This is a genomic window from Pirellulimonas nuda (assembly GCF_007750855.1).
Lineage (GTDB): Bacteria > Planctomycetota > Planctomycetia > Pirellulales > Lacipirellulaceae > Pirellulimonas > Pirellulimonas nuda.
Map to the genome: position 1 here is coordinate 5,591,975 of NZ_CP036291.1, position 20,999 is coordinate 5,612,973.

The 20,999-nt window shown below is 68.3% G+C and carries 14 protein-coding genes and 1 tRNA gene; 13 read left to right on the forward strand and 2 right to left on the reverse strand.

All coding sequences use genetic code 11. From position 1 onward, the window contains the following. Positions 1–9: 9 nt before the first annotated feature. The 8 genes from Pla175_RS21710 (at position 10) to Pla175_RS21745 (ending at position 13,760) form a co-directional block, all read left to right on the forward strand. Positions 10–429, forward strand: a complete 420-nt coding sequence (locus Pla175_RS21710; RefSeq protein WP_145290572.1) for an acyl-CoA thioesterase — start codon at positions 10–12, stop codon at positions 427–429. Between the two features lie 221 nt (positions 430–650). Beyond that, on the forward strand, positions 651–2,186 hold the full coding sequence (locus Pla175_RS21715; RefSeq protein ID WP_145290575.1) for a sulfatase: 1,536 nt from the start codon (positions 651–653) through the stop codon (positions 2,184–2,186). A 58-nt stretch (positions 2,187–2,244) separates the two neighbouring features. Further along, positions 2,245–3,789 carry a sulfatase gene (locus Pla175_RS21720; protein ID WP_145290578.1) on the forward strand — a complete coding sequence of 515 codons (1,545 nt, stop codon included), beginning with the start codon at positions 2,245–2,247 and terminating at the stop codon, positions 3,787–3,789. An 8-nt stretch (positions 3,790–3,797) separates the two neighbouring features. After that, a complete protein-coding gene (locus Pla175_RS21725) occupies positions 3,798–4,967 on the forward strand; it encodes an alpha-amylase family protein (RefSeq protein ID WP_145290581.1) in 1,170 nt (389 codons plus the stop codon). Positions 4,968–5,188: 221 nt separating this feature from the next. Next, positions 5,189–6,682 (forward strand): sulfatase-like hydrolase/transferase, encoded by a 1,494-nt coding sequence (locus Pla175_RS21730; RefSeq protein ID WP_145290584.1) that lies wholly within the window; start codon positions 5,189–5,191, stop codon positions 6,680–6,682. A 141-nt stretch (positions 6,683–6,823) separates the two neighbouring features. Continuing rightward, positions 6,824–8,290: a Gfo/Idh/MocA family protein gene (locus tag Pla175_RS21735; RefSeq protein ID WP_145290587.1), complete on the forward strand. Its 1,467-nt coding sequence runs from the start codon at positions 6,824–6,826 to the stop codon at positions 8,288–8,290. A gap of 719 nt (positions 8,291–9,009) precedes the next feature. Further along, complete coding sequence (locus tag Pla175_RS21740; RefSeq protein WP_197527057.1) at positions 9,010–12,303, forward strand: DUF1553 domain-containing protein; 3,294 nt, start codon at positions 9,010–9,012, stop codon at positions 12,301–12,303. After that, positions 12,300–13,760, forward strand: coding sequence for a DUF1501 domain-containing protein (locus Pla175_RS21745; protein WP_197527058.1), 1,461 nt, complete (start codon positions 12,300–12,302; stop codon positions 13,758–13,760). The genes Pla175_RS21740 and Pla175_RS21745 overlap by 4 nt, the downstream gene beginning before the upstream one ends. A 223-nt stretch (positions 13,761–13,983) precedes the next feature. Here the strand turns inward: Pla175_RS21745 and Pla175_RS21750 are convergent. Further along, positions 13,984–14,068: transfer RNA gene (locus Pla175_RS21750), tRNA-Ser, on the reverse strand. Positions 14,069–14,413: 345 nt separating this feature from the next. Between Pla175_RS21750 and phoU the strand changes: the two genes are divergently transcribed. Continuing rightward, the gene (gene phoU / locus Pla175_RS21755; protein WP_145290590.1) at positions 14,414–15,085 is read left to right on the forward strand and encodes a phosphate signaling complex protein PhoU; all 672 of its coding nucleotides are present in this window, start codon (positions 14,414–14,416) and stop codon (positions 15,083–15,085) included. 110 nt (positions 15,086–15,195) lie between these two features. Beyond that, positions 15,196–16,152 (forward strand): DUF2608 domain-containing protein, encoded by a 957-nt coding sequence (locus tag Pla175_RS21760; RefSeq protein ID WP_145290593.1) that lies wholly within the window; start codon positions 15,196–15,198, stop codon positions 16,150–16,152. On the opposite strand, the gene Pla175_RS21765 is transcribed toward Pla175_RS21760, so the two are convergent. Continuing rightward, the gene (locus tag Pla175_RS21765) at positions 16,146–16,805 is read right to left on the reverse strand and encodes a PH domain-containing protein (RefSeq protein WP_145290596.1); all 660 of its coding nucleotides are present in this window, start codon (positions 16,803–16,805) and stop codon (positions 16,146–16,148) included. The genes Pla175_RS21760 and Pla175_RS21765 overlap by 7 nt on opposite strands. A 304-nt stretch (positions 16,806–17,109) precedes the next feature. Between Pla175_RS21765 and Pla175_RS21770 the strand changes: the two genes are divergently transcribed. From Pla175_RS21770 to Pla175_RS21780, 3 genes are all read left to right on the forward strand, one after another. Then, on the forward strand, positions 17,110–18,492 hold the full coding sequence (locus Pla175_RS21770) for an alkaline phosphatase PhoX (RefSeq protein ID WP_145290599.1): 1,383 nt from the start codon (positions 17,110–17,112) through the stop codon (positions 18,490–18,492). A 207-nt stretch (positions 18,493–18,699) separates the two neighbouring features. Continuing rightward, a complete protein-coding gene (locus Pla175_RS21775) occupies positions 18,700–20,397 on the forward strand; it encodes a CTP synthase (RefSeq protein WP_145290602.1) in 1,698 nt (565 codons plus the stop codon). Then, a complete protein-coding gene (locus Pla175_RS21780) occupies positions 20,394–20,786 on the forward strand; it encodes a DUF1844 domain-containing protein (protein ID WP_145290605.1) in 393 nt (130 codons plus the stop codon). Before Pla175_RS21775 ends, Pla175_RS21780 begins: the two co-directional genes overlap by 4 nt. Positions 20,787–20,999: the final 213 nt, after the last annotated feature.

Below are 20,999 nucleotides of genomic sequence, written 5' to 3' on the forward strand. Positions count from 1 at the left end.
GGCCGCGCCATGCCCACCGATCCTACCTTCCGTCACACGCTGTGCGTCCCCGAATCCGCCATCGACCGCAACGGGCACGTCAACAACGTCGCCATCGTGCAGTGGATGCAAGACGTGGCGGTGCTGCACTCCGAATCGGTCGGCTGCACCGCCGCTACCGTGGCCCAGGGGTGCACGTGGGTCGTGCGGTCGCACCACGTTGAGTACCTGCGGCCCGCGTTCGACGGCGACCAGGTAGAGATCGTCACCTGGATCGCCGACTTCCGCCGGGTCCGCTCTCGGCGTCGCTACGAGTTCTACCGCCGGCCCGGCGGAGAACTGATCGCCCGCGGCGAGACCGACTGGGTGTATGTGAATGTGGCCACCGGTCGGCCCGGCTCCGTGCCCGATGAGGTGCAGCGCTGCTTCACGCTGCCGGCCGACCCGTAGCGGCGCGCGGCGGGCCGACGGTTCTGCGTCCGCAATGGGCCCCGGTGGACCGGTCCTCCCGGCGAGGGGGTTGCCCGCCAGGCAAGGCGCCGAAATCTTCCTCGAACCCCGCCGCGGCGCCTATCAATTTGCATCTTCAAATGCGAAAATAGCGCGAACCCAGGCGGGGCGGGTGTGGGCGGCGGCGTCCCAGGCGCATCGTCTTATCGAATGAGAAACGCATGAACCCTCTGCTTGGCGGGCCGTGCCGCGGCACGAACTTCTTCGGGCTAGCCGCCTGCTTGGCGGCTGGCTTCCTGCAGGTGGCGCAGGGCGCGAGCGCCCCTCGCCCGGGCGGGCCCCCCTTCAACATCGTGTTGTTCCTGGTCGACGACATGGGCTGGATGGACAGCAGCGTGTACGGCAGCACGTTCTACGAGACGCCCGCCATGGAGCGGCTTGCGCGCGAAGGGATGAGGTTCAACGAGGCGTACGTGCAGCCCCTCTGTTCGCCGACGCGGGCGACGCTGATGACCGGCAAGGACGCCGCGACTCGGCTTCACATGCACCAAGCCATCACCGGCGCCAGCGCCAAGAGCCCGGTCGTTCCGCCGCGGGCGCGACCCGACCGGATCGCAACCTGGCCCGAGAGCCGCGTTAACCTCCCCCTCTCGGAACGCACCATCGCCGAAGCGCTGCGCGACGGCGGCTACCAGACGTGGCACCTGGGCAAGTGGCACTTGGGCAGCGCCCAGCAGTTCGGCCCGCAGAAGCAGGGCTTCGAGCGGGTGATCGGCGCGGGGGGAGCTGGCCCCTCTGGGGGATACTTTTCTGCCAACGTCCCGATGCTCAGCCCCGGGCCCAAGGGAGAATATGTCTGCGAACGGCTGACCCGCGAGGCAGAAGCGTTGCTGGACCAGCGCGACCCGGCGCGGCCGTTCTTCATGTACCTGGCCCACTTCAACGTCCACTCTCCCTACATGGCCAAGCCGGAACTGGTCGAGCACTTCCGCCAGAAGGCCGATCCGGACAACCCACAGCACAACCCGGTGATGGCCGCGATGCTGCGGTCGATGGACGACAGCTTGGCGGCGCTGCTGGCGAAGATCGACGCGTTGGGCCTCGCCAACGACACACTGTTCGTGTTCCTCTCCGACAACGGCGGCGTCCACTGGAGCAACCGTGCGGTGGGGCTCGAAGAGCCGACGCCGCCGACATCGAACCTGCCGCTCCGGGGGGGCAAGTGCTGCTTCTACGAAGGGGGGATCCGCGTGCCGATGCTGGTGCGGCTGCCGGGCCGGGTGGCCGCGGGGAGCGCCTGCGACGTCCCGGTGCACGCCTGCGACTTCTACCCCACGTTCGTGTCTTACGCGGGGCTCAAGGCCGAGCAGGACCCTGCGCTCGACGGCGAGGACCTTACGCCGCTGTTCGAGCAACAGGGGGGCCTCAAGCGCGACGCGTTGTTCGGGCACTTCCCACGCGCCACAACACTGGCCGGCACGATGGGGGGGTCTTGGGTCCGCAAGGGAGACTACAAGATGATCCGCCTGTGGCTGGCCGGGCCGGACGGCGCCGACGCCTACGAGCTCTACAACATCAAAGAGGACATCGGAGAAACCCGCAACCTGGCCGCCGACATGCCGGAGAAGGTCGCGGCGCTCGACCAGCGGCTGGGCGACTGGCTGGCGGAGACCGGCGCGCTGCTGCCGCAGAAGAACCCGGCCTGGAACGGCGCCTCGGCGACCGTGCGCCCCAGACTAAGAAGCAGACCCGAGTAGCGGCCCCGCGGTCCCGGGTCTGCCGGAACGCGTCCCTGCCAATCGTGAACACTCCCCCATGCTTTTGCGTAGCCTCCTCTTTCTCCCGATCGTTCTGCTGCTCGCGACCCCCAACAGCGGCCGCGGCGCCGACAGCCCCCCCAACGTGCTGTTGATCTTGGTCGACGACCTCAAGCCGGCGCTGGGCTGCTACGGCGACCCGGTCGCGGTGACGCCGTCCATCGATCGGCTGGCGGCCTCTGGCCTGCGGTTCGAGAACGCCTACGCCAACCAGGCGGTCTGCGCCCCTTCGCGCTACACGCTGATGCTCGGCTCGCGGGCCACCTCAACGGGGCTCTATGGGCTGGGGGGGAGCCTGCGGAAGTCGCTCCCCGACGCGGTGACCATGCCGCAGTGGTTCAGCCGCCACGGCTACTACACCCAGTCGCTCGGGAAGGTGTTCCATATCGGCCACGGCAACCCGGGGCACCCCGAGTCGTTCGACGCGCCGCACTTCAAAGACAAGGTAGTGGAGTACGTCTTGCCGGAGAGCACCGGGGGGAAGCTGACGCGCGAAGAAGCCTACTTCAACAACGCCAAGCCGGGGGTCCCCAACCACGAGCTGCCGCGCGGCGCCGCCTGGGAGGCGGCCGACGTGGCCGACGACGCCTACGCCGACGGCCGCGTGGCGGCCGAGACGATCCGCCGCCTGGAAGCGTACCAGGCAGACCCGGACCGGCCGTTCTTCATCGCCGCGGGGTTCGCCCGCCCCCACCTCCCCTTCACCGCCCCCAAGCGGTACTGGGACCTCTACGACCCCGCCGAACTGCCGATGCCCGAGTATGCCCAACCGCCAGCGGGCGCCCCCGGCTACGCCGCCAAACGGGGCGGCGAGATCACCCAGTACAAGCCGCTGCCCGAACGCGGCCAGATCGGCCCCAAGCAGACCCGCCGGCTCATCCACGGCTACTACGCCAGCGTCAGCTACGTCGACGCACAGATCGGCCGCGTGCTGGACGCCCTCGACCGGCTGGGGCTGGCAGAAGACACCATCGTCGTGCTGTGGGGCGACCACGGCTTCCACCTGGGGGACCACGGGTACTGGACCAAGCACACCAACTACGAGCAGGCCACGCGCATCCCCCTGCTCGTGCGGGCCCCGGGGGTCACCACGCCGGGCAGCGCCGCCGGCCAGCCGGCCGAGTCGGTCGACATCTTTCTGACGCTCGCCGAGCTCGCCGGCTTGCCTGCGCCCCGAGGCCCGCAGCCGATCGATGGCCTCAGCCTTGCGCCGGTGCTGAGAGACCCCGAAGCCCGGGTCGACGACCACGTGTACCATTGCTTCCCGAAGGGGGACCGCATGGGCCGGGCGGTTCGCACCCAGCGGCATCGGTTGGTCGAGTGGCGCGGCCCCGGACAAGGCCGCGCTTCGGCCGACCTGGAGCTGTACGATTACCAAACCGACCCGCTGGAACGCACGAACCTCGCCGCAGAACAGCCCGAGACCGTTGCCCGGCTGCGGGCCATCCTCGACCAGCACCCCGAAGCCGTGTCAGACGCCCCCAAGCCGAACCGGCCGGGCCCACGCCCCAAACCCAACCGCTCCGGCGGCACGACCACCTAGAGGACGCGATGACCCTGCCCGGCGGACGAGCGCGATCCATCCTCGGCGCACTGGCGCTCTGCATGGGCTTCGCGTCCCAAGCAGCCGCTGAGGCGGCCTCTGCCGCCCCCCCGCCGCGTATCGCGATGCTGTGGTCGTCGGCGCCCGGGGCCGGTTCGCGGATCGATCGCTGGGCCCGCTACCGGGTGATCGTCGTCTCGCCCGGCGAGCTGGGCTTCGAGTGGGAGCAGCAGCCGCACAAGGACATGGCGACCCGCCTGCGCCCCGAGTCGATCCCGCGCGGCCGCGCTACGCTCGCCAAGCTGCGGAAGCAGAACCCCGACGCGCTGGTGTTGTGCGAGCTGTACTACTTCGAGGCGAACACCAGCGCCTACCCCGCCGACAGCCCGTGGTGGTTCCGCGACAAGTCCGGCAGGCGCCAAGAGTTTTGGAAGGGGTGCCGCAACATGGCGGTCGACAACCCGGAGTACATCGAGCACGTCGCCCAGCGGATCGACGCGGTTGTGGCCGCGGGCGAGGGACGCGTCGGCGTCTTCCTCGACAACCTCCGCTACGACCCGGCCTCGAAGCAGGGGTGGAACGCGCTGCTGGCGCGGGTCCGGTCGACGTGCAGCGACGCGCCGATCTTGGTGAACGCCGGCTGGGACAGCGAGGGCCTCGACTGGATCGCCCCGCAGATCAACGGCGTGCTGTACGAGGACTCGATCGCCCACACCCAAGACAACGACGCCGAGGCGTTCTACGCCCGCATCCAGCGCCAGGGGCGGCTCTGCCGCGAGCCGCGGGTGGGGGTGAACGAGGTGTTCGGCCATCGCGACGACCCGCTCGCCGCACGGCGCGAGCTGATCCGCACGCTGGTCTACACCGACCTTTGCTATCTTTTCGCCGACTCAACCTACGGACACAAGCACGACTGGCAGGCCGAGTGGGGCGCCCCGCTGGGCGAACCGCTGGCGCCGCCCCCCACGCCGAAGCCGGGGGTGCTGGCCCGGCGGGCGTTCGCCGGCGGCGAGGTGCTGTGGCTGCCGGCCGACGCGCCGCGTTCCGCAACGATCTCGCTAGCAGGCCCGCGCTACGCGGTCGGCCAGCAGCAACCGGCCCGCCAGCTCCTGCTCAATCCGGGCGAGGGAGCGCTGCTGCTGGCCGAGCCCTTCGTGCCCGCCGCGGCATCGCCGTAGCGGGGCGCTGGCCCCACCGGTTCGCGGGGGCCCGAAAATGTGGCTCCCGGGGGCGGGGGTTGGTGGGAAAGCAGTCGCGTTCTGTGTAAACTTGCGGTGCGGCTCTCGCGAGCCAAGCATCGGGCAGGTCCGCCTGCCGTGCCGTGGAAGGACGCCTAAACCACCTTGTGGCGCGGGTGCGGCTTCCCCGCTGTTCTGCCTTGTCCATTGAGTTCTACACCATGATCCTACGACCGCAGGCACGCCTGTCCGCACTGCTGCTGGCGTTTTCGCTGGGGGCGATGCTCTACGCGCCTCGCCACGCGGCCGGCGGCGATCGGCCCAATTTCTTGCTGATCGTCACCGACGATCAAGAAGCCTCGTCGCTCAACGCGTACGGCGACCGCGCGTGCGACACGCCGAACCTCGACCGGCTCGCCGCCCGGGGCGCGTGCCTCACCGACGCCCACCACATGGGGTCGTGGTCCGGCGCGGTGTGCCTGCCGTCGCGCACGATGATCATGACCGGCCGGACCGTCTGGCGGATCCCCGGCGCCAACGACGAGCTCAAGACCCCCGCAGCGATGGCCGAGGGGGCCCGGCTGAGCCTGCCGGCGCTGTTCAACGCGGCCGGCTACGACACGTACCGAACCTGCAAATCGGGCAACACCTTCGCCCCCGCCAACGCGCAGTTCAAGCGGCGGGACGAAGCGGACTGCCGCGGCGGCGACAAGCCGGGCAGCGAGTGGCACGCCGACAAGACGCTCAAGTACCTGGAGGACCGCGAGGCGCAGGGGAGCGACGACCCGTTCTTTATCTACCTCGGGTTCTCGCACCCGCACGACCCCCGCAACGCAGAGGAAAATCTTCTGCAGAAGTACGGCGCCGAGAACCTGCAGCAGCCCCCCAAGAAGCTCAACCCCGCCGCGCCGCGGCTGCCGGTGAACTACCTGCCGAAGCACCCCTTCCCGCACGGCCACCCGGGCCTGCGCGACGAGGAGCAGGTCTCCGGCGTGCTTACCGACCGCTCCGAGGCGACCATCCGCAATGAAACGGGGCGCGAGTACGCGTGCATCGAGTACCTCGACACGCAGGTCGGCCGGGTGCTAGACAAGCTCGAAGCGATGGGCGAGCTGGACAACACCTACGTCCTCTTCACGTCCGACCACGGCATCGCCGTGGGAAGGCACGGGCTGGTGGGCAAGCAGAACCTCTACGAGCACACGTGGACCGTCCCCCTGCTGGTCCAGGGACCCGGCATCGAGCCGGGCCATCGCGCCAGTGGGTTTGTCTACCTGCTCGACCTGCTCCCCACGATGTGCGACCTGGCCGGCATCCCGGTCCCCGACTCGGTTGAGGGGGTCAGCTTCCGCCCGGTGCTCGAAGGCAAGGCAGAGCGGGTCCGCGACCAGATGTACGGCGCCTACTGCGGCGGCACCAAGCCCGGCATCCGCGCGGTGAAGACGGCCGACGGCTGGAAGCTGGTCAAGCACGACGTGCTGGACGGGCAGGTCCGCAAGACCCAGCTTTTCAATCTCAACGAGAATCCCAACGAGCTGCTGAACGAACACGCCGCCCCCGCCGTAGTAGCGCTCACGGGCAACCAGCCGCTCGCCGGCCAGCACGACCTGGCAGACGACCCCCAGCACGCCGAGAAGCGACGCGAGCTGGAGGCGTTGCTGGCGGCCGAACAAGAGCGTCTGGGCGACCCCTACCCCATTCCGCAGGGTTTTTAGGCACGAGTACCCTTCCGCACGCCGCCGCACCCGGGCGTGGCGCCCGGCAGCAGCTTGCCGGCCGCCGATCGGCCCCCTTGGTGCCGCTCGCGCCGTTTAGTTAATCTAGAAACCAATCCAACACCTCCAGGGCGACCCGCCATGTCTCTTCCTTCCGAACGCTACCTTCCCAGCCGCAGAACGTTTCTGGGCGGCTCCGCTGCGACCCTGGCCCTGGCCGCCCTCAGCGGCCGGCGTGCGTACGCCGCGCCCAGTGAGCGGCTGAACCTGGGCGTGATCGGCGCCGGTTGGCGTGGCGGCCAGCTATCCGAGAAGTTTTCGGGGCTGCCCGGCGTCAACCTGCTGGCGGTCTGCGACGCGGATAGCGCCCGGATGGCGGAGCTTGGAGACAAGCACAAGATCGAGCGGCGTCACACCGACATGCAGCAGGTCTTCGACGACCCAGACATCGACGCGGTCGTGATCGCTACCTGCAACCACTGGCACTGCCTGGCCGCCATCCGCGCCTGCCAAGCCGGCAAGCACGTTTACGTAGAGAAGCCGCTGGGGCACGACCTGTGGCAGCAGCGGCAGCTCATCAACGCCGCCCGCAGCAACGACCGCGTCGTGCAGATCGGCACCCAGCAGCGGAGCGATCCGATGCAGGCCGAGCTCAAGCGGTTCCTGCACGAGCAGCAGGGCGTTGGGAAACTGACCGGCGTGGTCGCCTCCCGCGTCGGCGAACGCAAGCCGATCGGCCGGCGCACGACGCCGCTGGTTCCCCCCGCCACGGTGGACTACGACCGCTGGCTCGGTCCCGCCCAGGACCGCCCCATCTACCGTGACGAGCTGCACTACGACTGGCACTGGGACTGGAACACCGGCGACGGCGAGCTCGGCAACTGGGGCGTCCACATCCTCGACGACGTACGCAACGTCGCGTTGCGCGACCAGGCGGCCTTCCCCACCGCGACCGCGTCGTTCGGGGGCCGGGTGCTGTGGGACGACGCCGGCAACACCCCAAACTTCCAGGCCACGCTGTTCGAGTCCGACGTCTTGCCGGTGGTCTGCCTGGTGAGCAACCTGAAGCCGCTCAAGGGCGCCCCGCCCCTGGCGGAGAAGGGGAACGACAGCGGCTACGTGGTGTACGGCGAAGGGGGCTGGCTGGAAGGCCACCGCGGCGGCGCTGTGGCTTACGACGCGGCCGGCAAGAAGATCCGCGCCTTCAAGGGGAACGGCGGAGAGCCGAACCACTACGCCAACTTTGTCGAGGCGGTGCGGAGCAACGACCGCAGCCTGCTGAACGCCGAAGTAGAAACGGGCCATAACTCAACGGCGTGGTGCCTGCTAGCCAACGCGGCCTGCCGCGCGGCGGCGCCGCTAGACGGCGCGCAGAGCGTGACGCAGGTCTCCCAAGAGCCGCTGTGGCAGGAGGTTGTCGCCAGGTTGCAGGACAACCTCAAACGCAACAACGTGGCGCTCGACGGCGACAATTTCTCGCTCAGCGAGATGCTGGCCATCGACCCGGACAGCGAACGCTTCCGCGGCCCGGCGGCCGCCGGAGCGAATCAGTTGCTCGGCCGTCAGCAGTACCGCAGCGGGTTCGAGATCCCCGAGGTCGAGGCCTAGACCGCTCGATCCCGATCACGGGTCGTACGCGTCTTGAAACAGGACGGGGCCGGCGCGCGGCTACAGCGGTAGCCGCTGGGCTCTCCTGTGACGGGGCCCGCCGCGGCCTACGGGGCCCCGGTGCGACCAGATGCCGAACTTAGCGTCGCGGAACCAGTCGCGGCGCTGGTAGGACCCGAGCGCGCCCATCGTCGGTTCAATTGTCTTCTCACCGAATCGGCAAAGCCGCGTCGGCCTGAGCGGCGACGGCCAGCCCGCCCGCCAAGAGCGCTTGGCGCCCGACGAAGCGTCGAAGATTCATGGACGATTCTCGTCAATCTTGGTTGGATTTTTGCGCACAGAACGGGGCAATCAACGATGAGCGACGCGCGCAGGCAACGTCCCGCGGGCTGCGCCGAGCATTCCAAGTAGGCCAGATTTCTAAGGAAACCGTCCGGTGGCGGTTGTCGCCAGCGGCCCAAACGGAGAGAAACCAGTCCCCTGTAGCCGGCCCCTCTCTGGGTCGCTGGCCTCCGCCTAGCAAATGGCGACCGGATGAAACGACGGGTACAATACGTATCACACTCGATGACCCTTTTCCTGTCTGTTTGAGCCCCCTGCCAGCGCTCGCTCGGTTGCCGTGGGCACTGTTGTCGACGGGCTGGCTTCAGGTGTAGGGTGTTGCGGGCGACCCGCGGATTGTATGTGTGAAAACAAGCGTCCCACCTAAGCGCGATCCTATGCTTCTTGCCCCTGGCTACACCGTCAAAGTGCCGCCGAAGGCGCCGAGCCTCCGATCGGAAGGCCTTTGCCGCGTCGTGGCGCCGTTGCTGGCAGCGATGGCGACGTTCGGTCTGGCGTGCTACGGCGCACGCGCCGACGAGCCGTTGCAGTACAACCGCGACGTGCGTCCGATCCTGGTCGACGCCTGCTTCGCCTGCCACGGCCCCGACTCTGCCTCGCGCCAAGCGGGGCTGCGGATCGATCGCCGAGAAGACGCGGTCGACGGCGCGGCGATCGTGCCGGGCGAGCCCGACGCCAGCGAGCTCATCCGCCGGGTCTTGTCGGAAGATCACTCGGCACTAATGCCACCCCCCGAGAGCAAGAAGCGCCTTACCGACGCACAGAAGCAGACGCTGGTCCGCTGGGTCGCCCAAGGGGCGCCGTACCAGCCGCACTGGTCGTTGATCGCGCCGCAGCGGCCAGAACCCCCGGCGGTGGAACGCCAGGGCTGGGCGCGGAACGAGATCGACCGGTTTGTGCTGGCGCGGCTCGAGGCCGAAGGGATGGCGCCTGCGCCCGAGGCAGACCGGCGTACGCTTGCGCGGCGGGCCTGCCTCGACGCGACGGGGCTCCCCCCGACCCCCGAGCAGATTGAAGCGTTCCTGGCCGACGACGCGCCGGACGCGTACGAGCGTTACCTCGACCGGCTGCTCGACTCCCCCCGCTGGGGCGAGCACCGCGCCCGCTACTGGCTGGACGCCGCCCGCTACGGCGACACCCACGGCGTGCACTTCGACAACTACCGCGAGATGTGGTCGTATCGCGACTGGGTCATCGCCGCGTTCAACCAGAACATGCCGTTCGACCGGTTCACGATCGAGAGCCTCGCCGGCGACCTCCTCCCGGACGCGGGGCTAGAGCAGCGGATCGCCTCGGGGTTCAACCGCTGCAACATCACCACGAACGAGGGGGGGATTATCGACGAAGAGTACCGCGTGCTCTACACGCGCGACCGCACCGACACGACCGCGTTGGTGTGGATGGGGATGACCGCCGGCTGCGCGGTGTGCCACGACCACAAGTTCGACCCGCTGTCGCAGAAAGAGTTCTACGAGCTCTCTGCGTTCTTCAACAACACGACCCAAGCGGCCAAGGACGGCAACGTCAAGGACACGCCCCCCATCGTGGCGGTGCCGCTGCAGAAGGACGCTCCACGCTGGAAGGCGCTGCGGACCGAGGTCCCCGCCGCGGAGCACGCAGCCGCCGCGCGTCGCGAAGCGGCGCGACCCGAGTTCGACCAGTGGCTGGCCGGCGCCAACGACCAGGACCTGGCCGACTGGATCCCGACCCGCGGGCTGCAACTGCTGGCGCCGCTGACCGGCGGCGGCGATGAGCTGAGCTACACCCTCACGGGCAAGCCGGCGACCGCCCCCCGCCCGGCGACCGTCGAGTGGCGCCCCGGCAAGACCGCCTCGAAGGCGGCCTACCTCAACCAGGGGGTCGCGCTCGAGGTCGCCGGCGCAGGCGACTTTGAGCGGGACCAAGCCTTCTCGGCCGCCGTGTGGGTGAAGCTGGCCAACAACGATTCCAGCGGCGCCCTGATGGCGCGGATGGACGATGCAGACGGCCACGGCTACCGCGGCTGGGACATGTGGTTCGAGGGCCGGCGGATCGGCTCTCACCTGATTCACAACTGGCCCGACGACGCTGTGAAGGTCGTCACGCGCGACCCGCTGCCCGCGGACGAGTGGGTGCACGTGGTGGTGACCCACGACGGCACCGGCAAGGCGGGCGGGGTGAAGGTCTACGTCAACGGCAAGTCGCAGCCGGTGAGCGTGCAGGCGGACAAGCTCAAGGGGACCACGCGCACCAAGGTCCCCTACAAGATCGGCCAACGCGACCGGGGCAGCGTGCTGTCGGGCGTCGCGGTCGAAGACGCCCGGGTGTACGACCGGGCGCTCTCCGAGAGCGAGGCCAGCGGGCTGGCCAACGCCACCGCCTTCGCCGCGGTGATCGCCGCACAGGCGCCCGATCGCGCGGCCGCAGACCCCGATCGCGTGACCGCAGACCCCGTTCGCGCGGCCGCAGACCCCGTTCGCGCGGCCGCAGACATCAACGCGCTCTACGGCTGGTGGCTCACCAACCTCGATGACCAGGGGAAGCAGCTCGCAGCGGCCCACGACGCCCTGGCGCGTGAGCAGGCCGACATCCAGGCCCGCGGCACGATCGCCCACGTGATGCAAGAACGCCCCGAGCCGGCCAAGGCGTACGTGCTCGACCGCGGCGAGTACGACCAGCGGCTCGAAGAGGTCGGCCCCGATACCCCGGCGTTCCTGCCCCCCTTCCCAGAAGAGCTGCCGCGCAACCGCCTCGGCCTGGCCAAGTGGCTGGTGCGCGCCGATCACCCGCTCACCGCGCGGGTGACGGTGAACCGGTTCTGGCAGGAGGCGTTCGGGCAGGGGTTGGTGCGGACCGCCGGCGACTTCGGCGTGCCGGGCGACCTCCCCTCGCACCCCGAGCTGCTCGATTGGCTGGCGGTCGACTTCCGCGAGTCGGGCTGGGACATCAAGCGGTTGTTCAAGCAGGTTCTCTCCAGCGCTACGTACCGGCAGAGCGCCCGGGCAAGCGCAGCAGACCACGCCCGCGACCCAGACAACCGGCTGCTGGCCCGCGGGCCGCGGTTCCGCATGGACGCAGAGATGGTGCGGGACTACGCCCTGGCCGCCAGCGGGCTGCTGTCGGACCAGATCGGCGGGCCGAGCGTCCGGCCCTACCAGCCCTCAGGGGTTTGGGAGGCGGTGGCGATGGGGGGCTCCAACACCCGCAACTACCAGCAAGACGCCGGCGACGCGCTCTACCGCCGCAGCATGTACACGTTCTGGAAGCGGGCGGCGCCCCCGGCGTCGATGGACATCTTCAACGCCCCCAGCCGTGAGAACTGCGTCGTGGTCCGCGAACGCACCAACACGCCGCTGCAAGCGCTGGTGACCCTGAACGACCCTCAGTTTGTCGAGGCCGCACGAGTGCTGGCGACACGCGCCCTCAAGCAGGCCCCCCCTTCGTTCCACCACCGGTTGTCGTACATCGCTACCCGCGTGCTGGCGCGCGAGGCGAGCGGGCAGGAGAAAGCGATCCTCCAGCAGAGCCTCGACGACCTGGCGTCGTTCTACGCCGCTCACACCCAGGAAGCGCAGCAGTTGATCGAGGTCGGCGAGTCGCCGGTCGATGCGAGCGTGGCGCAGGCCGAGCTGGCGTCGTGGACGATGCTGGCCAACGAGCTTATGAACCTCGACGAGGCGCTAAACAAATGATGGACGCCCACAGCCAGCTCCGGACCGAGATCGGTCGCCGCTACTTCCTGTCGCAGGGCAAGCACCTGCTGGGCGCCAGCGCGCTGGCCACGCTCGCCGGCCCGTTGGCCGGTCGGGCGCTGGGCTCGTCGGCCCCGGCCGGCGCGCCCGGTCCGCACTTCCCCGGCCGCGCCAAGAACGTCATTTACCTGCACATGGTCGGCGGGCCCCCCCAGATGGACCTGTACGACTACAAGCCCGCCATGGGGGGCTGGTACGACAAGGACCTCCCCGACTCGGTACGGATGGGCCAGCGGCTCACCACCATGTCCAGCGGGCAGGCCCGTTTCCCCATCGCCCCCTCCAAGTACCGCTTCGAGCGCTGCGGCGAGTCTGGCATGACCGTCTGCGAGTTGCTGCCCCACATGAAGCAGACGGTGGACGACGTCCTCTTCATCCGCAGCATGCAGACCGAGGCTATCAACCACGAGCCCGCGATCACGTTCATGCAGACCGGCAACCAGGTAGCGGGCCGACCCTGCCTGGGCGCCTGGGCCTCGTACGGGCTGGGCTCGCTGAACGACAACCTGCCGACCTTTGTGGTAATGGTCGCCCGCCCCACCAACCGCGAGCAGGAGCAAGCCATTTCGGGCCGCCTGTGGTCCAGCGGCTACCTCCCCGGCCAGCACGCCGGCGTGAGCCTGCGGACGGCCGGCGACCCGATCTTGTACATCAACGACCCGCCGGGCGTGCCCCGCGCGGTGCGGCGCACCACGCTCGACGCGGTCGGCCGGCTCAACCAGCTTGGCTATGACCGCCTGGGCGACCCGCAGACCGAAACGCGCATCAAGCAGTACGAGCTAGCGTTCCGCATGCAGGCCAGCGTCCCCGAGATGACCGACCTGCGGACCGAGTCGGCCGCCACGCTGGCCATGTACGGCGACGCGGCCGCCGACCCGGGCACGTTCGCCAACACCGCGTTGCTGGCCCGCCGGATGGTGGAGCGGGGCGTCCGCTTCGTGCAGATCTACCACAACAACTGGGACACCCACGCCAACGTCGCCGGCCGGCTGCCCGACCAGTGCAAGGACGTCGACCAGCCCTGCGCCGCCCTCATCCAGGACCTCAAGCAGCGGGGCATGCTGGACGACACGCTGGTGATCTGGGGGGGCGAGTTCGGCCGCACCATCTACTCCCAGGGGGGCCTCTCCGCCCAAAACTACGGCCGCGACCACCACCCCCGCTGTTTCACGATGTGGATGGCCGGCGGCGGCGTCAAAGCGGGGACCGTGTACGGCGAGACCGACGACTTCTCGTACAACATCGTGAAAGACCCCGTGCCGGTCCGCGACCTGCACGCCACGGTGCTCAACCAACTGGGCTTCGACCACGAGCGGTTCACCATCAAGCACCAGGGGCTCGATCAGAAACTCACCGGCGTGCTGCCGGCGAAGGTGGTGCCGGGGCTGCTCGCCTAACCGGCGGCTTGCTCAGCAGACGCCAACCCGGGCCGAACCGGCCCGCTGTGATTGCCCAGGGGACGGCCCAAAGCAAGGCCAAGTGTCGACCAGCGGTCCGCCGACGGCCGACCGGAAAGCAAAACGGCCGAATAATTTCGTGCCGCCGAGACCGCGCCGGGCGCCGTTGGCGAGAATCGCCCCGTCTGTGCGGCAAAGGCGCCGTGTACTGCTGATTAAAACGCGGTCGGGGAGGGATTCGAACCCCCGGTACCTTGCGGCACGCCGGTTTTCAAGACCGGTGCATTCGACCACTCTGCCACCCGACCAACTCGTTTAATCGCAACAGTTTACGTCGTTTTTCGATTACTCCTAGGGTAAGCTCCCACGGCCGCTGGGGCAACCTCCCGGCGCGGGCGTTGTTGGTCGGCTGTTCTCTGGCAATCCGACACCGGACGGCCCGAAAGGCCCGCCGCCGGCCGCGCGAATCAGGCTGTTCTCGCGCTGGTTAGCTAGCGAAGCGTACGTTTGGCCCCTGTTTTGCAGGTCTTTTGCGAGATTTTGCCATCGCCCTAGGGCGATTATGAACGTAAGATGAAGATACTGTGAAGCCAAAATGGCGGCGCCACGGTGGGCCCGCCCGCTACATACGTTTGGAACAAAACCGGATATTGATGAGCAAGCACCTTCAACGCGACCTAAACCAGATCGAGCGTTCCCTTTCCCAGCAGGCGTCTGTGGTCGAGCAGATGGTGCAGACCGCCTACCGTGGCCTGCGCGAGCGGTGCCTGGGCACCGCGGCAGAGATCCTGGCCCAAGAATCGGACCTCAACGCGTCCGAGGTGCGGATCGAGGAGGAATGCCTCGAGACGCTGGCACTGCACCAGCCGGTGGCGATCGACCTGCGGCGGACCGCAACCGCGATCAAGATCAACTCCGACCTGGAACGGATCGGCGACCTGGCGCTCAACCTGGCCGAGCGGACCGAGGCCCTGGCAGAGCACCCAGACGTGCCCATCCCGGCCGGGCTGGAGCAGATGGTAGTGCGGGCCCTGTCGATGCTGCACGACGCCCACCGGGCCTTCGTGACGCTGGACGTCGACCTGGCGCACAGCGTCTGCCGCCGCGACGACGAGGTCGACGCGATCAACCGCGAGGTGATCCAGGAGATCATCGCGGCCATGGAGAAGCGTCCCGACCAGTCTGCGGGCTACCTGCACCTGTTCTCGGCGTCGCGGATCGTGGAACGGATCGGCGACCACGCGACGAACATCTCCGAGGACGTTATCTACTTGGTCGAAGGGGTGATCACACGCCACCGCTGGGCGACCTACAAGATCGCGTAGAATCGTTCCGCCGGGTTAGTAGGAACGACCGTGCGGCCCGACTATGCTGGGGGTTTGCCCTCGCCGCAAAGCCCCCCTCAACGGGCCCGCATTCCCCCGGGCCAACCGCGATGTTCCGCTTGTTGCTCGCCGCCGTCTTGTGGGCGCCGACCGCCGCCTCGTTGTACGCCGCGGACTACTGCGAAACAAACGACTTCGCCGACGTGATCCAACGGGTCGACGCCTACGCCCAGCAGCAAGGGGGCGACCGCGTGCTGCTGGTGGCGGACATCGACAACACGCTGCTGGCGATGGACCAGGACCTGGGCAGCGACGCCTGGTTCGAGTGGCAGAGCTTCCTGCTGGCCAACGAGCCGGGCTCCGACAAGCTGGTCGCCGATGACTTCGACGGGCTGCTCGAGGCGCAGGGCCTGCTGTTCACCCTGGGCCATATGCACCCGCCGCAGCCGGAGATCCCGGCGCTGGTCAAGCAGGCCCAGGGGCTTGGCGTGAAGACGCTGCTGCTGACCTCCCGCGGCCCCGAGTTCCGCCCGCAGACCGAACGCGAGTTGACCCGCAACGGCTACGCCTTCGGCCCAACGGTGCTCCCCATGCCCGGGATGCCGACCGGCGTCTTCTACCCCTACGACGCCCAGCGGCCCGAGAGCGTCGGACTGCCGCGTGCGTACGCCGAGGCTTGCGGCCTGGGCGACCCGCGCCCCGTAAGCTTCGGCAGCGGGGTGTTGATGACCAGCGGGCAGCACAAGGGGGCGATGCTGCGGATCGCTTTGCACCAGTCTGACGCAGACATCGCCGCGGTCGTGTACGTAGACGACCACGGCCGGCACGTGAGCCGGATCGACGACGCGCTCGAAGACCTAGGGATGCCGGGCGCCGTGTTCCACTACCAGCGTGAAGACACGAACGTCGATCGGTTCAAGTACGGCGACAAGGCGCCGGTCACCGAGGCGTGGCGCCGGCTAAGCAAGGCCATCGAGGCGGCGTTCCCACAGGCCGCTCCGGTGGGCGGGGGCGCGGTCGAGGCTGTCCCCGCCGAGGCCCGCAGGCCCGTGGCGGCTGGTCACTGATTCTGCCGGATCAGGGCGGCGATTTCTTCGGGGTTGCGGAAGCCCACTGCCACGATCTCCAGGTCGTCCTGGCCGGAGCTAGAGATCTTGATGGTCCCCACCCCCAGCATGCGGTCCATCATGTTTTGGTCGATCTGCATGTTGCGCACGTCGTCGTGCTGAACGTCGCTGGTGTTCTTCTGGATGATGCCGAACCGCAGCTCAGTGCGGCGGGTTGAGATAGTGAGCGTGGTCGCCATCACGCACACCCACCAGTAGAGTAGCACGACCCCCGCCGCGGTGGCGGCGGCCCCCGCGGCCGCGGCCGCCAGAGGCTGCTCGTAGCCCAGCGCCGTGAAAGAACCGATGGTCCCCCCTAGCACCACCAGCCACAGCCCCAAGAACTTCAGCGGCTGCTGGCGGAGCATGGAGGGGTGCATCACCTTGAGCACCTCTTCGTTGTCGGCGGCCGCTTGGACATCGGGGCGGTCGTCGGGCTGGTTCGGATCGGAAACCCCCACCAGCGTGGCCCGCGGGGCGGAGATCTTGATCGAGTGCCCGCACTCAGGATTGGGGCATTGGATGGTCTCATTCACGAAACCTTCATCTACATCGATATCATGGTGGCATACGGGGCAACGGTAGACGAGCTGCTGGCTTGGTTCGGTCTGCATCGCGGGTCCTCACGTACGGAAGGGGGATCTCGATTATCCCGTGCAGAAGTTGTGCCGAGCCCGAGCGGCGTCGATTTGGGGCCGGAACGGCCAGCGGCTGGTCGGATCGTGTCCACCTCGGGCGTCGTTCGCCCGGCCGATGGGCCCGGGCCGACGCGGCAAATTGACGCCGAAGAACCGTAGAACTGACAGAATTCGCTCGATATGCTGGGGCGTCCGGGGGTCCGAAACCGGGGCCAGAACCGGGACCGACCAGCGCCCGCGCCTCCCCCAAACCACCCAATCCACCACTCAATCAGTCGCCATGCCTACTTCTCGCCGAGAGTTCTTGCAGTGGTCGAGCGCCTACACGGCCGGATTCTTGGGCGTGCAGCGGCTTATAGCTGGGGACGTCATTAGCGCCGGCCCGGCCCCCAACCGCGGAGCGGGCATCGGCTACGGCCCCCTCGCCTCCGACCCTGAGGGGCTGCTCGACCTCCCGGTGGGCTTCCGCTACCAGGTAATCTCCCGCACGGGCGACGAGATGGCCGACGGCCTGCTGGTCCCCGGTAAGCCCGACGGCATGGCGACCTTCCCCGGCCCCGACGGGCTAACGCTGATCTTGCGGAACCATGAGAACGAACCGACCGACGTCGGGCCGTTCGGCGACAAGAACCAGCGGCTCTCGCGGATCGACAAGGCGCTTCTGTACGACCGGGGCGAAGAGAAGTGGCCCGGCTACGGCGGCGTCTCCACCGTGGTGTACGACACCAAGCAGCAGAAGGTGGTGAAGCAGTTCCTCTCGCTGGGGGGCACCATCCGCAACTGCGCCGGGGGCCCCACCCCCTGGGGGAGCTGGATCACCTGTGAAGAAACGACCGCCCGCAAAGGGGACGGCGTGCTGCGCCAGTACACCTGCGAGCAGGACCACGGCTACGCCTTCGAAGTCAAGGCGGGCGCCCAGCCGGGGCTGCAGAAAGCGACGCCGCTGAGAGACATGGGGCGATTCTACCGCGAGGCGGTCGCGGTCGACCCGGTCACCGGCATCGTCTACCAAACCGAAGACCTAAAGGACGGGCTGCTGTACCGCTTCGTCCCGAAGCAGCCCGGCAACCTAGCCGCGGGGGGGCGGCTGCAAGCGCTCGCGGTCCGCGACAAGAAGTCGCTCGACACCCGCAACTACGACCGCCAGCGGGTGGCCGTCGGAGACCGGCTGTCGGCGGCATGGATCGATATGCACGACGTCGACGCCCCGACCGACGAGCTGCGGTACCAGGGCTTCAACGCGGGCGCCGCCCGGTTCGGGCGTGGCGAGGGGATGTGGTTCTCCGACGGCCAGATCTATTTCGCTTGCACCGAAGGGGGCAAGAAGAATATCGGCCAGATCTGGCGCCTGGAGCCCTCGGCCGAGGGAGACACGCTCGAGTTGTTCGCGGAGCCGAACGACAACCGGATGGTGCAGAACGCAGACAACCTCACGATGTCGCCCTGGGGCGACCTGGTGGTGTGCGAAGACCGGCAGGGCACGACGGTCCGCCTGGTGGGCGTCACCCCGCGGGGCGAGTTCTACACGCTGGCGGATAACAACGCCAAAGGGGAGTTTGCGGGCGCCTGCTTCTCGCCGGACGGCTCGACGCTGTTCGTCAACATCCAGCCCAAGGGGCTGACCCTGGCGATCACCGGCCCCTGGCATAGCGCCACCGTGTGAGCGCGCGAGCCGGGGCGTCCCCGCCCCCGGCGCGGTTGAACTTGATTAGCCTTGCGCAGGCTGCGCCGGGGCCGAGGACGGCCCGGCTCGCACGCCCCCCGTCGCACGTGCGGCGCGGGGCGCCTTCGATCCGCCGCTTCGCACGCTATCATAGGGGCGTCCACCCCCACGAGCCCGCCCCCCCTTGCGCACGAGGCGCCCACATCTATGGCCAAGCACATCTTTGTCACCGGCGGGGTCGTTAGCTCGCTCGGGAAGGGTCTGACCAGCGCCTCGGTCGCCATGCTGCTGGAGAAGCGCGGCCTGAGCGTGCGGATGCAGAAGCTCGACCCCTACCTGAACATCGACCCGGGGACGATGAGCCCCTACCAGCACGGCGAGGTGTACGTGCTGGACGACGGCAGCGAGACCGACCTCGACCTGGGCCACTACGAACGCTTCACCTCCGCCCCGCTCACCCGCAACAGCAACTACACCACCGGGCAGATCTACCTACGCGTCATCAACAAAGAGCGCCGCGGCGAGTTCCTGGGCAAGACCGTGCAGGTGATCCCGCACGTCACCAACGAGATCAAGAGCGTCATCGCCAAGATGGCGGACGAACGCGACCCGAACGACCCGCACGGCAAGCCGGTCGACGTGGTCATCACGGAGATCGGCGGCACGGTGGGCGACATCGAGAGCCTGCCGTTCCTGGAAGCCATCCGGCAGTTCCCGATCGACGTCGGCAAAGAGAACTGCCTGTTCATGCACCTGACGCTGGTCCCCTACCTCAAGGCGGCCCGCGAGCTCAAGACCAAGCCCACCCAGCACTCCGTGGGCCAGTTGCGTCAGATCGGCATCGCGCCGGACGTGCTGATCTGCCGCACCGAGCAGCCCATCAGCCGTGAGGACCGCGAGAAGATCGCCCTGTTCTGCAACGTGCATGTCGACTCGGTGATCGAAGAACGCGACAAGGACTTCTCGATCTACGAGGTGCCGCTGAGCCTCGTGAGCAACAAGCTAGACAAGCTGATCTGCGACAAGCTGGGGCTGGTGACCCCCGAGCCGAACGTCGACGACTGGCGCGAGCTGCTGCAGCGGCTGCGGCACCCCAACCACGAGATCTCGATCGCCGTGGTGGGCAAGTACGCGGAGCACCGCGACGCGTACAAGTCGATCTACGAGGCGCTCGACCACGCCGGCATCTCCCACCGGGCGCAGATCCGCATCGGCCAGATCCGCAGCGAAGAGGTAGAGACCGAGGGCCCCGAGCGGCTGCTGGCCGGCTACGACGGCGTGCTGGTGCCCGGCGGCTTCGGCGAGCGCGGCATCGAGGGGAAGGTGCAGGCGATCCGCTTCTGCCGCGAGCGCGGCGTGCCGTTCTTCGGGGTGTGCCTCGGCATGCAGTGCGCGGTGGTAGAGTTCGCCCGCAACGTCGCGGGGCTGGCCGACGCGCACTCGTCCGAGTTCGACAAGAACACCCCCCACCCGGTGATCTGCCTGCTAGACGAGCAACGCGCCGTGACGAACATGGGGGGCACCATGCGGCTGGGCGCCCAGCCCGCCAAGCTAGAGCCCGGCAGCCTGGCCGCCCAGTGCTACGGCCGCAGCGAGATCAACGAGCGGCACCGGCACCGCTACGAGTTCAACAACCAGTACCGGCAGCAGTTTGCGGCCCACGGCCTGCGGTTCTCTGGCCTGAGCCCCGACGGGGCGTTGGTAGAGTCGGTTGAGCTGCCGGCGCACCCGTGGTTCTTGGCCGTGCAGTTCCACCCGGAGTTCAAGTCGAAGCCCACCGCGTCGCACCCGCTGTTCGCCGGTTTCGTGGGCGCCGCGGTGCAGCACCGCCTGCGTCGCAGCGAGCGCCCCAGCGATCCCGACGCCGCGGGCGCCCAACCCAAAACCGAAGAGGCGCACACATGAGCGAGCCGAAGAAGATCATCATCGACGAAGACTGGAAGTCGCAAGTCGAGGCGGAGAAGCACGCCCTAGACGAACCCCCAAAAGCAGAAGGCCAGCCGGCTGCCGACGCCCAGTCGCCCGATGAAGACGACATGGAGATGCCGCCGGCGTCGTTCGACCTGCTGGTGACGTCGCTGGTGAGCGAGGCGATGATCTCGCTAGGCCAGATGCCCCACCCGCTCACCGGCAAGGCCGGCGTCCAACGCCACCAGGCCAAGTACCTGATCGACATGATCGGCGTGCTGAAGGAGAAGACCGAGGGCAATATCTCGGCCGAAGAGACCAGCGCCCTGGCCGACGTGCTGCATCAACTGCGGATGGCGTTCGTCGCGGTGACGAAGGGGGCGTAGCTGATAGCTTTTAGCTGTCAGCTATCAGCGGTCAGCTATCAGCGGTCAGCTTTGACGCGCAAGCGGTCGAAAGCGGCCGGCCTAGGATCGGCGCGGTTCGAGTGTCGCGCGCGATCCAGCTTCGCGGTGACTTTAGGTCCGCTGCTACCAAAGGCCGCGCGGATGGCTCACGCCCCCGCCATCGGTCGCTTGCGCGTCAAAGCTGAAAGCTGA

Bases quoted from the DNA above. Each gene is read 5' to 3' on its own strand.
- Pla175_RS21715 (WP_145290575.1), top strand. From the start codon at position 651: ATGAACCCTCTGCTTGGCGGGCCGTGCCGCGGCACGAACTTCTTCGGG.
- Pla175_RS21710 (WP_145290572.1), top strand. From the start codon at position 10: ATGCCCACCGATCCTACCTTCCGTCACACGCTGTGCGTCCCCGAATCC.
- Pla175_RS21740 (WP_197527057.1), top strand. From the start codon at position 9,010: ATGCTTCTTGCCCCTGGCTACACCGTCAAAGTGCCGCCGAAGGCGCCG.
- Pla175_RS21765 (WP_145290596.1), bottom strand. From the start codon at position 16,805: ATGCAGACCGAACCAAGCCAGCAGCTCGTCTACCGTTGCCCCGTATGC.
- Pla175_RS21720 (WP_145290578.1), top strand. From the start codon at position 2,245: ATGCTTTTGCGTAGCCTCCTCTTTCTCCCGATCGTTCTGCTGCTCGCG.
- Pla175_RS21760 (WP_145290593.1), top strand. From the start codon at position 15,196: ATGTTCCGCTTGTTGCTCGCCGCCGTCTTGTGGGCGCCGACCGCCGCC.
- Pla175_RS21730 (WP_145290584.1), top strand. From the start codon at position 5,189: ATGATCCTACGACCGCAGGCACGCCTGTCCGCACTGCTGCTGGCGTTT.
- phoU (WP_145290590.1), top strand. From the start codon at position 14,414: ATGAGCAAGCACCTTCAACGCGACCTAAACCAGATCGAGCGTTCCCTT.
- Pla175_RS21775 (WP_145290602.1), top strand. From the start codon at position 18,700: ATGGCCAAGCACATCTTTGTCACCGGCGGGGTCGTTAGCTCGCTCGGG.
- Pla175_RS21745 (WP_197527058.1), top strand. From the start codon at position 12,300: ATGATGGACGCCCACAGCCAGCTCCGGACCGAGATCGGTCGCCGCTAC.
- Pla175_RS21725 (WP_145290581.1), top strand. From the start codon at position 3,798: ATGACCCTGCCCGGCGGACGAGCGCGATCCATCCTCGGCGCACTGGCG.
- Pla175_RS21735 (WP_145290587.1), top strand. From the start codon at position 6,824: ATGTCTCTTCCTTCCGAACGCTACCTTCCCAGCCGCAGAACGTTTCTG.
- Pla175_RS21780 (WP_145290605.1), top strand. From the start codon at position 20,394: ATGAGCGAGCCGAAGAAGATCATCATCGACGAAGACTGGAAGTCGCAA.
- Pla175_RS21770 (WP_145290599.1), top strand. From the start codon at position 17,110: ATGCCTACTTCTCGCCGAGAGTTCTTGCAGTGGTCGAGCGCCTACACG.